18 protein-coding genes and 1 pseudogene are annotated in these 14,538 nt (G+C 34.9%); 5 read left to right on the top strand and 14 right to left on the bottom strand.

What is annotated here, in order from left to right; genetic code table 11:
* Positions 1–40 precede the first annotated feature (40 nt).
* Together Q5794_RS18450 and Q5794_RS18455 are read right to left on the bottom strand one after the other, a co-directional pair.
* Entirely contained in the window at positions 41–586 is a 546-nt protein-coding gene (locus Q5794_RS18450) for an FAD synthetase family protein (RefSeq protein ID WP_214987497.1), read from the bottom strand.
* A gap of 87 nt (positions 587–673) precedes the next feature.
* Positions 674–2,152: a 4-hydroxyphenylacetate 3-hydroxylase family protein gene (locus Q5794_RS18455; RefSeq protein ID WP_374988276.1), complete on the bottom strand. Its 1,479-nt coding sequence runs from the start codon at positions 2,150–2,152 to the stop codon at positions 674–676.
* Between the two features lie 371 nt (positions 2,153–2,523).
* On the opposite strand from Q5794_RS18455, the gene Q5794_RS18460 reads away from it, so the two are divergent.
* Together Q5794_RS18460 and Q5794_RS18465 are read left to right on the top strand one after the other, a co-directional pair.
* Positions 2,524–3,153: a Crp/Fnr family transcriptional regulator gene (locus Q5794_RS18460; RefSeq protein ID WP_328245717.1), complete on the top strand. Its 630-nt coding sequence runs from the start codon at positions 2,524–2,526 to the stop codon at positions 3,151–3,153.
* A gap of 96 nt (positions 3,154–3,249) precedes the next feature.
* The gene (locus tag Q5794_RS18465; RefSeq protein WP_214987500.1) at positions 3,250–3,915 is read left to right on the top strand and encodes a Crp/Fnr family transcriptional regulator; all 666 of its coding nucleotides are present in this window, start codon (positions 3,250–3,252) and stop codon (positions 3,913–3,915) included.
* Between the two features lie 147 nt (positions 3,916–4,062).
* On the opposite strand, the gene Q5794_RS18470 is transcribed toward Q5794_RS18465, so the two are convergent.
* The 3 genes from Q5794_RS18470 to Q5794_RS18480 form a co-directional block, all read right to left on the bottom strand.
* Positions 4,063–4,200: a hypothetical protein gene (locus tag Q5794_RS18470; RefSeq protein ID WP_214987501.1), complete on the bottom strand. Its 138-nt coding sequence runs from the start codon at positions 4,198–4,200 to the stop codon at positions 4,063–4,065.
* A 118-nt stretch (positions 4,201–4,318) separates the two neighbouring features.
* Positions 4,319–4,561 carry a hypothetical protein gene (locus Q5794_RS18475; RefSeq protein ID WP_328245719.1) on the bottom strand — a complete coding sequence of 81 codons (243 nt, stop codon included), beginning with the start codon at positions 4,559–4,561 and terminating at the stop codon, positions 4,319–4,321.
* A 61-nt stretch (positions 4,562–4,622) separates the two neighbouring features.
* A complete protein-coding gene (locus Q5794_RS18480) occupies positions 4,623–4,781 on the bottom strand; it encodes a hypothetical protein (protein ID WP_156405030.1) in 159 nt (52 codons plus the stop codon).
* Between the two features lie 302 nt (positions 4,782–5,083).
* Here Q5794_RS18480 and Q5794_RS18485 point away from each other — a divergent pair, with 302 nt between their 5' ends.
* Positions 5,084–5,272, top strand: a complete 189-nt coding sequence (locus tag Q5794_RS18485) for a hypothetical protein (protein ID WP_057234531.1) — start codon at positions 5,084–5,086, stop codon at positions 5,270–5,272.
* A gap of 264 nt (positions 5,273–5,536) precedes the next feature.
* On the opposite strand, the gene Q5794_RS18490 is transcribed toward Q5794_RS18485, so the two are convergent.
* From Q5794_RS18490 to Q5794_RS18515, 6 genes are all read right to left on the bottom strand, one after another.
* Positions 5,537–6,022, bottom strand: coding sequence for a tetratricopeptide repeat protein (locus tag Q5794_RS18490; RefSeq protein WP_374988277.1), 486 nt, complete (start codon positions 6,020–6,022; stop codon positions 5,537–5,539).
* Positions 6,023–6,149: 127 nt separating this feature from the next.
* A complete protein-coding gene (locus tag Q5794_RS18495; protein ID WP_374988278.1) occupies positions 6,150–6,443 on the bottom strand; it encodes an RNA polymerase alpha subunit C-terminal domain-containing protein in 294 nt (97 codons plus the stop codon).
* A gap of 163 nt (positions 6,444–6,606) precedes the next feature.
* Entirely contained in the window at positions 6,607–7,314 is a 708-nt protein-coding gene (locus Q5794_RS18500) for a DNA alkylation repair protein (protein WP_214987503.1), read from the bottom strand.
* Positions 7,315–7,438: 124 nt separating this feature from the next.
* Positions 7,439–7,810 (bottom strand): iron chaperone, encoded by a 372-nt coding sequence (locus Q5794_RS18505; protein WP_374988279.1) that lies wholly within the window; start codon positions 7,808–7,810, stop codon positions 7,439–7,441.
* 142 nt (positions 7,811–7,952) lie between these two features.
* Positions 7,953–8,546 (bottom strand): YdeI family protein, encoded by a 594-nt coding sequence (locus tag Q5794_RS18510; protein ID WP_214987505.1) that lies wholly within the window; start codon positions 8,544–8,546, stop codon positions 7,953–7,955.
* Between the two features lie 173 nt (positions 8,547–8,719).
* Entirely contained in the window at positions 8,720–9,829 is a 1,110-nt protein-coding gene (locus Q5794_RS18515) for a Gfo/Idh/MocA family protein (protein ID WP_214987506.1), read from the bottom strand.
* 125 nt (positions 9,830–9,954) lie between these two features.
* On the opposite strand from Q5794_RS18515, the gene Q5794_RS18520 reads away from it, so the two are divergent.
* On the top strand, positions 9,955–10,827 hold the full coding sequence (locus Q5794_RS18520; protein WP_214987507.1) for a LysR family transcriptional regulator: 873 nt from the start codon (positions 9,955–9,957) through the stop codon (positions 10,825–10,827).
* 367 nt (positions 10,828–11,194) lie between these two features.
* Here the strand turns inward: Q5794_RS18520 and Q5794_RS18525 are convergent, their stop codons facing one another.
* The 3 genes and pseudogenes from Q5794_RS18525 to Q5794_RS18535 all read right to left on the bottom strand — a co-directional run bounded on the left by Q5794_RS18525 (position 11,195) and on the right by Q5794_RS18535 (position 12,991).
* On the bottom strand, positions 11,195–11,572 hold the full coding sequence (locus Q5794_RS18525) for an immunity 22 family protein (RefSeq protein WP_192994838.1): 378 nt from the start codon (positions 11,570–11,572) through the stop codon (positions 11,195–11,197).
* Between the two features lie 254 nt (positions 11,573–11,826).
* Positions 11,827–12,331 (bottom strand): annotated as a pseudogene (locus tag Q5794_RS18530) (MepB family protein).
* Positions 12,332–12,529: 198 nt separating this feature from the next.
* Positions 12,530–12,991 (bottom strand): hypothetical protein, encoded by a 462-nt coding sequence (locus Q5794_RS18535; RefSeq protein WP_374988280.1) that lies wholly within the window; start codon positions 12,989–12,991, stop codon positions 12,530–12,532.
* Between the two features lie 525 nt (positions 12,992–13,516).
* On the opposite strand from Q5794_RS18535, the gene Q5794_RS18540 reads away from it, so the two are divergent.
* Entirely contained in the window at positions 13,517–14,305 is a 789-nt protein-coding gene (locus Q5794_RS18540; protein ID WP_374988281.1) for a DMT family transporter, read from the top strand.
* Positions 14,306–14,538: the final 233 nt, after the last annotated feature.

Below are 14,538 nucleotides of genomic sequence, written 5' to 3' on the forward strand. Positions count from 1 at the left end.
TTTAAAGAAGTTTTATACTTAGCTTCAAACACTCATTTTTTTATACATATTCCTGTTGTAAAGACCAGCCTAATAAATCATTTGATTGGTCAATTGCACCTTGCTGGATTAGCTGACGAATTCTAGTAGAAGAGATTCTTGTTCCTTCTGAACAACAGACAGGCGGGATGATATCTACTAGAAAGTGCTTTGCCAGCAGTTTGATATCTCCTTCTCTATTTCGGCCGAAACGAAAATCGTTGCCTACTATGATCTCCGATGGATTAAGCTTTTTTAAGTTACTGATAAAATCGATTGATGGGCGCTTAGCGTATAACTCATCAAAATGGATAATAACTGCGTAGTCTACTCCTAACTCAGCTATCAGGTGTACCTTTTGATCAATGGGCGTTAACACTTGATCTTGTTGAAAATGAAAGCGAGGAGGAGGATCAAATGTATAAACAATACTAGGTACCTTTAACGCTTTGCTTCGAGTTACAGCTTGCTTAATCACTGCTTGATGTCCTTGATGCACGCCATCAAATGCACCTATAGCTATTACTGATGCTGGTAAAGTTAGTATTCCGTCCTCATACCTTTGCATCTTTACACCTCCCTTATTAAGAACGTAATAAACCTAGACTCTGTATCTATTAACAAAGTTTATTTTTAGATAAAAGGAGTATGGGTATCAGCTGTTTGTTACTTCTTTCTTTTTAACTTCTGTATTTAAAGCAGCATCTACCATGGCAAATGAATGGCTGCGCTTATAACTATTGTAGAAAATAGCTCTTTTACGGATTGGATCTCCTGTATAGTATCGCTCGTATTGTAGTAACCTTTGGCCAAATGCTTCTCCACATAGATCCCACGCTAATTTAAATAAGTGAACACGGTCTACAGCAGGTACTCCTTCTCGGCCTCCATAATAACGATTTAAATCCTCTCTTAATTCAAGATTTTCAAAATCTGCTCCTGTAGGAGACATAAGCAAACCGCCTGCACCAATTGTTTGCATGATTTCAATAGAGCGAGGGTACATTTTAGGAAGCAATCCACGAATTGTTTCTAAAGCTGTTTCATTTGGAAGAGCTTCTCCTTTTTCATTAATCGTATACTCATACTCTGATGTTCGAAGCAAAGCTCTAATAGATTCTACTGACTGTACCAATTCCCCTAAGCTTTCTTGAACGTTTAGATATCCGTCTACACCGATTGCATCAGCTACTTTACAAGCTACTTCCGTTGCAAATTGGAGTTTGATTAATCCTCTTACGCCAGATTGATGTGCAGGTTGTTGAGCGATTCCTGTTTTAGGATAAAGAAGATTGGCAGCTTCAATATTGTTATATAAAAACACTCGGTTCCAAGGAATCAAGACATCATTAAAAATCAATACTGCATCCATCTCTTCAAATCGAGAGGCTAGCGGATGATCAAACACTGATCTTGTTCCGTCTTGCATAGCTTCTCGGCAAAGAATTCGAAGTCCCGGTGTATCAATTGGCAGCGCAAAAGCAAGTGCGTATCGTTCATCTCCAGGTTTAAATCCTGGGAATGAATAAACAATAACTTCATCGGTAATAGGTGAAAGTGTAGCTAGCATTTTAGCTCCCTTTACAACAAGTCCATCTGGTGTTTCTTTTACAGCACCTAAATGAGTAAAGAGATCTTGCTGTTCATGTGAGGCTTTACTTCGGTCATTCTGCGGGTTGATAATAGCATGAGTTAAAAACAAGTCATTATCACGAATATAACGGTAATAATCTCTTATATTCTCGCCCCACTGCTCATTGTAATGATCTAGGAAACTAGCATTATGAAATAAAGAAGTGACCACAACATTTAAGAAATCCGGTGTTCGTCCCATCAGTCCAAAGGTAGCTTTTGCAAATGCTTCAAACACTTCTCGGCGAGCTACTAAGTCTTCGTAACTTTTAGGAATTAAGAAGGCATTTGATATTCTCTCTCCTGTTTCTTCGCAAATATGAGTAATTTTCTCTTGGTAAGCTGGGTCATGCTGCATATCGTACAACTTCGCAATTTCTAAAATAGGCTGTTGAAACACCTTTTCTTCAAATACATTTGTAATTTTTCTGCCCCCTAACCAAATTTCTGGCTGGCGTGATTTTAATGCATCAATATATTGAGCACCTGTACGAATCCCCATATTTGTTCATCCCCTTAAGGTTTAGTAGTAATTAATTGAATTATAGTATTTAATTTTTTTCAGGGGTGTAGTCTCGTTAACACTTTTTTGAAGTTTTTTATTTTTGAAATAGACGGAGTAGCTTAAATAAGAAATTTATATTATTGCATTTACGCATTTTTCGCTTTAAGATATTGTAGAGAGCTTAACGTTTTTATAAAAATACTGGCTTATTAAAAAAGAGAGCAAATAAAGCGCACATTATTGTAAGCGCTTACTTATTTTTTTATAGTAAAGTAAATAAAATCCCCTACCCTATAGTGTGTTACTTGATCTTACAATTGTCTTTTCAATTTTTTAGGCGTATCTTATATTTTGGTTAAGGAGTGAGTATGATGGCTATTCTCTTCAATCATGAAAATAATTTTAAAAACTACTTAATGTACGGAAAAAGGCAATATATGAAACAAAAAAATGTGGTATATGAACAAGGAGACATAGGAGAAGGATTTTATTACTTGGAGAGTGGATTAATTAAAGTCCATACCTCTACCCCATTAGGGAAAGAGCGCGTGTTAAACATTGTATTGCCAGGTCAATTGTTGGGAGTCCAATCAATGGACCAACAAGCTCATTTCACTACTGCTACTACAGTAAAAGATTCCGTACTATATTATTTTAGTTATGACGATTTCAAAACGCTTATAACTCATCACCCGCCTATACTAAACCTTATTACAAAAAGCATCATTCAAAAAATGCATATCTTAGCTGAACAAATTAATTTACATACATTAACTACCGAACAGCAAATCGCCGCTGTGCTTTTAAATATCTATCATGACTTTAAAAACTATGAAATTCCTTTAACACAAAAGGACTTAGCAACGTGTACCGGTTTAACAAGGATTACGGTTTATAAAACGTTAAAAAAATGGAAAGAAAAAAAACTAATAGATAGTAAAAATAAAAGATTTCTAATTAAGAACCCGGATCTGTTAAAAAATTACCTCTTTCATTGATAAACACTTTGGTCATGTTATCAAAGTAAGAAATAATGCTTCATATATAAAATATTTCTATACGTTCAAACTACACGTTTATAGAAAGGTGATTAAATGGTAAACCTTCGATACATATGGCGTCCCTTTTTAAAGTATGGACAGATGATAAAATTAGAAGAAAACACCACGATCTATCATCAAGGAGAAGTTGGTAAAGGATTTTATTATTTAGATAAAGGCAGTGTAAAGATTACTCTCTTAACTGAGAAAGGAGCAGAACGTACGGTTAATTATGTACCTGAAGGCATGTTATTAGGTGAAAACGGTATTAATAAAGAGCCTTATTTAACAACCGCCGTAACCACAGCTCCATCCGTTTTATATTATTTTACTAATGAAGCAACGTTAAAAATATATGAGGAGGAACCGAAAGCAGTCATTCTCTTTACAAATTCTCTTCTCTATAAATTTAGACTGCTAGCAGAAATTATTACGTTTCTTAACCTCCCCATTGAACAACAGATGGCTCATTATTTATTAAAGCTCGTAAAAGAAAATGAGGAATTTCCCTTTAATCAAACATCCTTTGCCCGCTACGTTGGGACTTCCCGTATTACTGTGAATAAAATTATTCAAAAATGGAGTAAAGAAAAATGGATTGAGCTGTCTAATCAAAATATCTATATTAAAAACAGCAGTAAACTTAAAGAAATAAGAGATCAAAACAGCAAAAATATAGGAGATTTAGATATGCTAATGCTGCCATTAATGGGATTATAAATACACTTGTGATGGTGCTTCGCACATAGAAGGTATGGAGGGAAATACAGGGCAAGTGAAAATATAATTGAATAACACAAGAGGTTGAGACATAACGAAAGGAATCCAACCTAAAGACGAACAAATGGGATACATGAGCTGAATCGCTTATGAGACCGCAGTTGATTTCCATGCAAGGCTTCGCTTTCCGCGGGCGGCCGCTGAGCCTCCTCGTCGCTTACGCTCCTGCGGGGTCTCATCTGTTCCGCTTTTCCCGCAGGAGTCTTCGCCTTGCCCTCCAACCAACTGCTAGAAGAAACGATATTCCCCATAACAAAAAAACGAACCACGAATCAAATATTTTGATTAATAGTTCGTTTTTCACTTGAGCTAAAATACTTTTTTTCCAGCCTATTTCAGCCTCTTAGTATGCATGTGTAATTAAGATAAAAAGGAAAAATAAGGACCAAACAGTCCCGAAAACCATAAGCGAGATACGCAAAAGTTTCTCTGCTGAAACCTTAAATATTTTTCCGATGATATCAAAGAAGATTTCTGCTATCCATATATCAGGAGCGGAACTAATTTCATCATACGAACGCTTCCATCCCCCATAGATAAAGATAAACCCTACTAAAATCATGCAACAAATAATAGCAACTGCCATTTAAGTCCTGCTTTCTTTTATCTTTAATTGTATACGTTATATATATTGTTATAAATACAGCTTACTTATCAAGCACTATTTTTTCACTGGTCTCTGCAGATGTTCGAACCGCATCCAATGGCTGATGAAATTCAACGGCATCGTGGAAGTTTGGGATTTGACTTTTATGTTCAAATATATCGTTTGCTAACGCATGATAAGCCGTTTTTATGGACGGCATTCATAAGTTCTTGGTGTTGACATTCAAATACATACTGAGCGTTCAAAAGCCTCCCCAAGTGTTAAAAATAAATTTAACATTCCATAATAAGGGAAAATTTAAATCGTTTAGTTTTTTTGCAGGAAAAGAAAGCGCAGTATATAAAGATAACAGTATACATCAAAAAGTGTTGAGAACATTTTATTATCATTTTCTATCAGCACGAGAGCAATAATTTGAGAAAAGAGCTTATATAAGTCCGTGTCTTAAGTATGCCTATTATATAGAATGGGTTACTTAGTAAATAAGGGAAGGTGATTTATATGTTTGGGGAAGAAGATTTAAAAGTAAATTGTATATCAGCTGCTATAGGTTTACTTATCCAACATAACATTATCACTCACCAGGAACTGGACAAACTAACTAAAACAAATTATCAAGTTTTTTACAATTTTCTAATGGATAAGCTAATTGAACAAGAGTTTAGTAAAGAAAGAGTGGTACAAACATAAGTACTTCAACAAAACAAAAACCGCATGATTAAAAGAAAGGATCTCATATTTCAAATATAATTCTTATAAGGCTCCTTACATATTAGACATATATAATATGTAAGGACTCTCTTATTCAACAAACGCCCCCTATAGTTTAAGTGTACTTCTTCACAATCTATAATTTTAAAAGTCATTTTATCACAGGAAGTCTGCCAGTATTGTTACAAAAAAAGTCCTCTCCTCGTTTCAGGAAAAGAACTTAAATTCAGTGAATTTTATAAGCTACTTCCAAGTCTGATCCAGTTTATCTGAATAGAAATTTAAGGCTCTTTTATAACTTAGTATTTCATTGTCATTTGTCGTATTTATTAAGCATTTCAGTATCAGTTCCATCGCTTTACTATGTTCTTTTAGATTGTATAAAGTCATGGAATAAAACACTTTAATTACATGATTATCTGGGAATAATTCCATTCCTTTTAAAAATATATCTTTTGACTTTTCATATCCCCCCAAGGCTCTATATGTGCTGCCCAATCCCAATACTGCACCTTCCATATCCTTAGAAGGTAATCCTATCTTTATGGCATTTTCGTAAAAGGGCACTGCCTTTTCTTCTTCTCCTAATATGTCAAAGCTCCAAGCACATTGATAGTTATATAAAGCATCGGCTGGAAATTCCTTAACTAATTCACTTAGCAATTCATTAGATTCTTTGTGATTTCCATTCTTTCGTAACGCTAATGCTTTATCTAGTTTGTTATTCATTACTTAAATCTCCAATCCTTCTTTTTCCCACTACTTATTTATCTCTTAACATCCTTCCATATCCGGAAATTCAGGGTATTCGTACACTTTATCGAGATCTATTTCTTGCTTTAACTATCCTTAATGTTTAATTTTTAAAGGCTAACCCATTGGCCTGCAAAGCTGTTCTAAGTTTAGGTAAAGAAGCCGGCCCCATACCGTGAAATTGTAATATCTCTTTTTCACTAAATTTTGATACCTGCTGCAAAGAAGTTATCCCGTTATTTTCCAATGCTCGTCTTGCTGGTGCTGATAGCATTGAAAGAAATCCATTGTCAGGTTTGCGTTCTTGCTCGCAGGTTAGGCAGGTCGGACAGTTACTGCTTTTATAATATTTGTGTCCTTTATGACAGATTCTTAGATTTCCCTTTTTGGTTTTCATTTTTAATCTCTCCTTTTCTCAAGAATTTTTTTAGCTTTTATCCCCTGCCACTTCTTCAACAGATGGTTTATGAAGGAACAAAACATCCTACGTATAGTAAACTAATTATCATTAAATGCTTGTTAGTCTCGTTTCAGATAGTGTAGCTCCATTACAAATAATGCTAACACCTTACATGTTTGCGTTTGAAACCAAGCCGTCCTCTATCTATATCCTTTTGAATGTTTTCGGAAGCAAGAAGAATACTACTTTTTTTCTTATCCTTCTTAACTTCAACTGGACCTACTGCCTTTGCAGTTTCAAGCGCCTTCTCATGAAGTGGCAAATATGAAACACCGACTGTATAGACAAAATTATTCATAGCCGATTTTGTTCGATCTGGAGAATCGTGAATCGTATTTTCCACTTGATTAAGCATATCGGCAATCTTGCTTGTGCTAAATTCATCGTCAGGACGATTACCCAAAAGCCAGCAGTAACAACTCCAACCTGCCGACATTTTAAGTTCTTCATCGCTAGCCACCCATCTATCAGCAACACTTTGCCCAAAATCGGTTTCTGACAAAGTTACTGCAACTACATAATCGGATAGCATGTAAAAATACGCTTTATCGATCCAACGCTCAAAATCCTCCGCAGTCATCTCTGTTGGGTCTGCAATGATACCAGCAAAATACATAGCATCGTAATTGCCAGAAGCGTAAAGCTGCTCAGCCAAAGCCTGATTTTTCTTGATTTTCTTTGCAATCGGCTTCATTTTTCCTGTTGCCACTCCAAAAAGTGGATCGTGTGCACCATTGTTTATGTAAGTCTTTTTAATTCGTTCCGTACCAAGTGCTTCGAGTTCTTTCATAACCATTTCAAAATCCATCGTTCTGTACCCTCCTTCTTCTCCATTCATAAGCTGGATCATCTTTTCTTTTTAATTCAGCTTCCAATTTATCCTGTAATTTCTAAGCTACTTGGGGATCAGCTCACCTTTTATAATCAGCTTTTTATTTTCGCCAAAAAGTTGAACAGTCTTTCTTATCTAAAATATTAAACTCGATTATTTTTTTAAGTAATTCATAGTTTACTGGCTCAGTCCATAGAATTCGAAACAGGCCTTTGGTAGCGCTGTATCCAGCCTGGGCAATGTCATGATTAAAGTGCGCAATGCCTATTTCTTCAGGTGAAACGCTCAAATGATGTTTCGCTGAGGAAAAGCCGACGATAAATGTGCCATGATCAGTAAACATTGGCGTATTCCATTTGATTTGTGGTTCCAAATTCGGGAAAGTATTAGCAATCCAATCCAAAACCTCCTCTATTCGGTCACGGTGGTCAGGGCTATCTATACGCGCTAAATATTCTGCAAAAACTTCCATAGCATTTTCTCCTCAAATGAAAATTTTTTTAATCTACTCTACTTTTATACAAATGGAAAATCAGTCAGTTCACTTCACCTTATTTCATTTTCAACTCAAATACATTAACAATTTATATTAGCCATGTTTTAAATAAAATGTACTAATCATTTAATCCTTTTCCATTGAGAATGTTCGGAATGCATTTTTCAACCCTTGATTCTCGAGTCTTAGATTGTTTGGCCGCAGAAAAATAAAGAATATATGCTCTTTGTCGTCCTGGAGTCAATGTAGTAAAAGCAGCTTTTAGAGCAGGTATTTCATCAAATTTATGCTGTAGCTCTTCAGGAATAATGAGTTCTTCAGGCTTTTTAGCTTTGACTTTTAATCCGGCTTTTTCCACCTCAATAGCCTTATAAATATACGCTTTCAAGATGGCTTCCTTTTCAACTATTTCTTGCACATTGGTAAACCGAATTTGTCGCGCCCCTTGTACATTCTCCGTTTGTTGGATTAAAATACCATGAGAATCTTGTAACAGAGCACCTTTAGGAAACAGGAGCGCACAGTATTCCTTAAATCCATGTATTAAAACAATGTTTTTTTTCTCAAACGTGTAACAAGGGTTCATCCATTTAAAATCTTCGGTCAACTCGCAGTCAAGAACAATCTTTCTCAACGTCTCATATTCTTCTTTCCACTTTTTAGCTTTACTTAAAAATTCATCAACCTTAGGATTCATGTTACTATTTGTCATCAAGGAACACTCCTATTCAATTTTTTAATCTGTCGCTCTAGCAATCATACAGTCAACCTTCAATTCATTTAATGGTGTTACTATTCTTCAAATGTAGGAAATGCCCTTCTTCAATTGACTTGATAGTTATTAAAATTATAAATATTTTAACTTTATAAGAAAGAGGCCTTCGTTTACTTATCAAGCGCTACCCTTTCACCAGTCTCTGCAGATGTTCGAACCGCATCTAATAGTTGATGAAGTTTAACAGCATCGTGGAAGTTTGGAATTTGACTTTTGTGTTCAAAAATATCTTTTGCTAACACATGATAAGCCTTTTCAACGTAATCTTTTGGGTGATTATCTTTTGCTGAAAATACATTTATCTCTTCAACATACACACTTTCAGTACTTAATAAATAAGTAGGATACTTAACCTTCTCTAATTTGAGATTACCAAATTGTACGTGACCGGATGAAGAATTCTGGGTTAAGCGAAAGACACCTTTTTCTCCTCTAATCTCTAATTGAAAAGCAGGATAAACTCCGCCTTGAATATGAACAGAAGCCGAGATATCATCGTTGAGTGTTCCCTGTATTAAGATTTGGTCCGCTGTATCCTTTGGCACCGTAACTTCTGTTCCTTGTATGAGAGCTTCTGTATAATGCGTATTGATTATTGACGATAACTCTTTAAAATCACCTAAGATGTAGCACAGAACATCAAGCGAGTGTCCACCGTTGATTGTAAGAAGGTTCGCTCCATTTTCTTTTTTTAAGATATAGCTGTTTGCTTCATCTGTTATTCCACCCTTTCCTTGTGTCGCTACCTGCATGGTGCAGGAAATAATTCTTCCAATTTCCCCTTGGTTAATAGCCTGCTTTACATAATTCACCTCGGGAGATTGTCTTGCTTGTAACCCAATCGCATGGTGAATGTCCTCCTTATCCGCTAACTTTGCCAGTTTAACAGCCTGCTTAGTATCTACACCTAAAGGCCACTCGCAATAAATATGTTTCTTTTCCTCTATGGCAGCAATTGAAGCTTCGTAATGAAACGGAACTTTTACACTAACTACTACTAAATCAACATCTTTAGATTGCGCTAATCCCTTATAGTCTGTAAAGCTATGGGAAGCATCAAGTACCCTCGCACTTTCCTTGGCGGTTTCTGCTTTTGATGTTCCAATTGCGGTTATTCGATAAAAAGGGCTTTCTTTAAGCACTGGAATATGTGTTTTGCTCGCCCATTGATTATTTAAAGATCCCCCTATAATTCCTACTTTTATCAATTTCTCCTTCATTAGACATTCCTCCAACATTTTGTAGAAAATATTACCTTTTAATCAAGTATAATTAAAATGAATCATCATTTTAAATGTTAAAATATGATGGCTATATCACTTTTTTTGATGGAGGGTGAATATGAATGGATATTGAAAATATGAAAGCTTTTGTTTCAGTGGCCGAATTAAGAAATATATCTGCGGCTGCAATAAAATTAAACCATCTTCAATCTAATATGACCGCCAAAATAAAGAAAATAGAAAGCTATTATAATCAAGAACTGTTTATTAGAAACTCTAAAGGCGTTAAATTAACCAAGCAAGGAGAAAAATTGTATCACCAATTTAAAAAAATATTGCTTCTTTGGGAAGAAACTGAAAATAAAATGAAGAAACAAGATGAAAAACTCCGTATTGGCACCATGATATCAGTTGGGGGCACTCAATTCTCAAGCGCTTTAAACAAACTTTACAACACCTATCCACATCTAGCAGTAACATTAAAAACGGGCTCAACCGAATATATCGAAAATCAAATTCTACTTGGACAAATCGATGTAGCTTATACAATTGGATCATTAAACAACCAAAAGATAAAATATAAAAAAGTAGGCGTAGAAGAAATGGTTGTCATTGGTCGCGATATTGATCAACACACGACATTTGATGACTATGTAAGGCAAAAAAATGTACTGGTACTTTCAGATAAGTGCTTGTACATGACAATATTACATACTATTTATGCCAGCTTACATATTGAACAAGGTGACATGATCGAAGTCGGCGATCCAGAAACATTAGTACAATTTGCGTTAATGGGCATGGGAATTTCCTTAGTATCTAAGCGTATAGCAAACCGTTATAACATCCATAATTATTTAGAAGTTCCACCACCTTATCGGTACACTGACTTTTATCTCATTTCCCGGCTAAATTATGAATTTACCCCTATCGAAAAACAGTTTATTGAATTGAATAACTTCCTTGGGGACACTTTTAGAAGAGTAGAAGTTTAATATTGAGGTTACAGTTTTTCCTGTAACCTTTTTTGTGATTTCTTGGCTATCATTGTTTTTTATATAGGTACAGTGAAGGATTTTTTCGCTTTACATAAAGCGTATTCTTAGCAGCCATTTATAAAAAAGAGCAAATCAATGTTTGATTCGCTCTTTATAATCTTCCCTCATATCCAACGTGTAGAATTCTACAACGTTATCTTCAGTATCCTTAAAATACAACCGCTTCTCTTTTTGCATATTAATATTAACCTCTTCTATAACCTTATGGTCGATACTAGCATCGTTTAATACTTTAATGGTAGAATCAAAGTTCTCTGTTTTTATATGTAAAGCAAAATGGACATGAATACCACCTTAATCATAACTATTCATACCTAATACTTCCTAAATATTTAACACCATTAATTTCGTTATCACTCTTTTTATTGTGCTGAAAATCATAAATTAAAATCATACTGTTAAAACCATCAGGCAAATATTCTCCATATTTTTCAACAAAGTTAGGAATTACTACATCATCATACGAACAGCCTTCCAATAAGCACGAAAGCTTACGCATGTCCTGATTTGCATAATGAGCTTCGCTAAAATCTTCGTCATAGTAATCAACTTTAAAGTCCTTTTCAAATTGTGAGGGTATAGCATCTCCATCTTCCGTATAAGCAACCAACAGATATTTTTCTAGCTCTTCGCTAGTTGAAAACTTACCGATCCATAAAGATACATAACCTATCTGTTCCATACAATCCCTCTTTCCAAAAAACATTTCTTACATTACAATCATTCTTTATACTTTAACTTTACACGAATTAAACATCGATTAGCTCACTTAATCTCATTTTGTTCTTTAAACCAAACGCGTCATCAATAAAAACAAACAGTTCACCTAAGGAATCAAAAAACTGAATGAATTCTGTCTCTGTTACGCATTGACCCTTCTTATACTATGTAAAGTGCACTTGCTAATTCATATGTAAGGCTTCAACCCTTGCCACTCTAGGTGTATAGCTTTAATAATTTTTGGCGGGGCAAATTGTTCGCATCATTTGTCTCAACAAAATATTCTAATTGCCATTTTTGTGTCTCAATAGCTTGTTTGCTAGTTGGTTTATCCCATATCGGATACACTCTAATAGCCATTTTACCTTTTGTGGTAGCCGTTTTAAGGATTTTTTGTTTTAAAAGAACTTCTTTTGGAAAAAATGAATTGTCCAAATCTATTTGTACTAATGAAGGTATTAATAACCAATAAATCGGTAGCTTTTTCATACGAAAAGGCCTGGTTTTTACGAGCCGCATCTTTTTCCCAAAAAGATACAAACTGCCCTACCTTATTAGGGGTAGTTTTCGCCACCCTAAACCTTATAGATTTTGAATTTAACTGAAAGATACCAGCGCCATAATCTGAATTCTGAGCTTCTTCTCGAATAGCTTCTATAACGAAGTGATTGGGTTTATAAAAGTTCTCATTTACATATGTTAACGCCTCATAAAATTCCATTGTTTTTACCCCTTATGTTTATAGACCTCTTCAATTAATAATACGTGGTTTGTATTTCTTTCCTCTAAATCGCGTCTAAATATCTTAAATATTCCAAATGATATAGCAAAGCTATCCTCGCCTTATAACACCTCTTGATCCCTTAAGCGTTGCTACCCTCTTAATATAGTTAATATGCTACATATTAACCTCATTTTTTTACTTTGGTTCGCGATCTCTTTGTATTACTGAAATACTTGGAGGTTCAGTTGAAACCATATCAATTATATGATTTAAAGCATGTATTCCATAATTTTTAAACGGACCAGGATGTATATCGTCAGCTATGGTACCAACTTCAATAAAATCTAGATACCTGGACTTTGAATAAACTGCAAAAGCGCTTCCTTTATACATTTCATACTCTTCTATTACGGTAAAACTTTCGTTTCTAACAGAGTATGCAATGTACCAATCAAATGTAAGTCGAATTATAGGAAGTGCGTAATCCACATCAATAGAGGCATAAGAAGAAGAAGTACTTCCTCCTGTTTTCTCTTCAGCTACATTTCCACTAATTTTGCAACGTTTAATATCTACTATTAACGCGTTATCCTCAGGTTCAAATATAGAGTTTAAATAAATATAGCCTTGATATTGAAGCAGTTTAGAGTAATTCATAAAGCCCTCCTTTTTTAAACTAAAACATCGAGTGAGTTCAATAACAAATAAAAAAGCGTTCATTCTTGGATTGCATCTATTCAAAAACCTCTAACTTTGAATATGAACATTAGAATGAACTATGTTGATGAATTTTTCAAAAAGAAAAAGATGTGCACTAAAGGTCTTATAAATAATAAAACTTATAATTGGCTTAGCTGCTTACTATGGTTACAAAACGTATACATCTGAAAAAATAAGCAGTAAATTATTCGAGCTGTTGTTTCTAACTTTAAACGAACGAGCAAAAAGATGACGCGTTATTGGTTCGCGGCAAGATTGTCTAAAATTTAGAAAATTATAGGCAGGAAGTTAGGATTTATTTTATCTCGAATTTATTATTAAAAAAGAAATACTTTATATACCTAAAGAAAGATATTGAGATAATGAAAATAAAAAACTATGAGAAAATGTTCTACAAAGCAAAATTTCGGAATGAAATAATCAACAAAATTTGCCATAATAAGTGAAGTAAGGAGGTGTATTATGTTTCGATTGTATGGAGCCTTAATTGGGCTTAGTTTAATTTGGGGTTTATCTTTTGTATTTATGAAGTGGCTGCTTCCCTCAGCTGGTATATGGGGAATTGTATTTTTTCGTTGTCTAGCAGGTGCAATCATCTTGCTCCCCTTTCTATGGTGGAAGCGTAGAAAAGTTAAAGAGAAACTACCCTGGAAGGCGTTGATTGTTGTTGGTATATTTAACTGCGGTTTAGCCTGGGGATTAATTTCCTTAAGCGAAACTGAGATAAACAGTACGACTGCCTCCATTCTGAATGCGACCACTCCAATCTGGACAGGTCTTATCGGATTTATTCTTTTTTCTTATCGACTTACCGGACGTCAGTGGATCGGTATTCTTATCGGTTTTTTCGGGATACTCGTCCTTATGGATTTTCAATTTGGTCAGATTTTTGGGAAAGGGTTTGTTGGGATTGGAACAATGCTTGTTGCTTGTATCTGCTATGGGCTTGCTGGGCAGTTAACAAAACGTTTTCTGTCTGAGGTGAGTGTACTAACTATAACAACCTTTACCTTACTAACAGGTGCTATCATCGGTTTAGTTGGGATGCTGATTACTCAACCATTCAAATCCGATTTGTTGATTCATCCACTTCCGATTCTGGCAATTGTGGGTCTCGGCTGTTTTGGCTCGGGATTGGGTCAGTTAATCTATTTTTATATCAATAAAAATGGTGGCCCTGAATTAGCAGCGACAGTTCGGCCATGGTATGGGGTTATTTACTACTGGGAGAGACAATTACTCCAAACGTAATCGTTGGACTACTTATTATCTTTGCTGGCGTTTATCTTTCATCTAGGAAATCAAAAGGGAAAATTCCGCATGTCACTCTTGTTAGCAATAAACAAAATTAAGTAAGTAGATTTTATAATGTGAGTCTTTAAAGTTATCTCCGAGAGTAGAATTAAGGAACTGAAGGACTACAGAATATGATATATCTCAAATGGAATTCATCATATGTGATGATAAAACGTAATTCTAGTTGT

The organism is Priestia megaterium (assembly GCF_041941685.1).
Lineage (GTDB): Bacteria > Bacillota > Bacilli > Bacillales > Bacillaceae_H > Priestia > Priestia megaterium_C.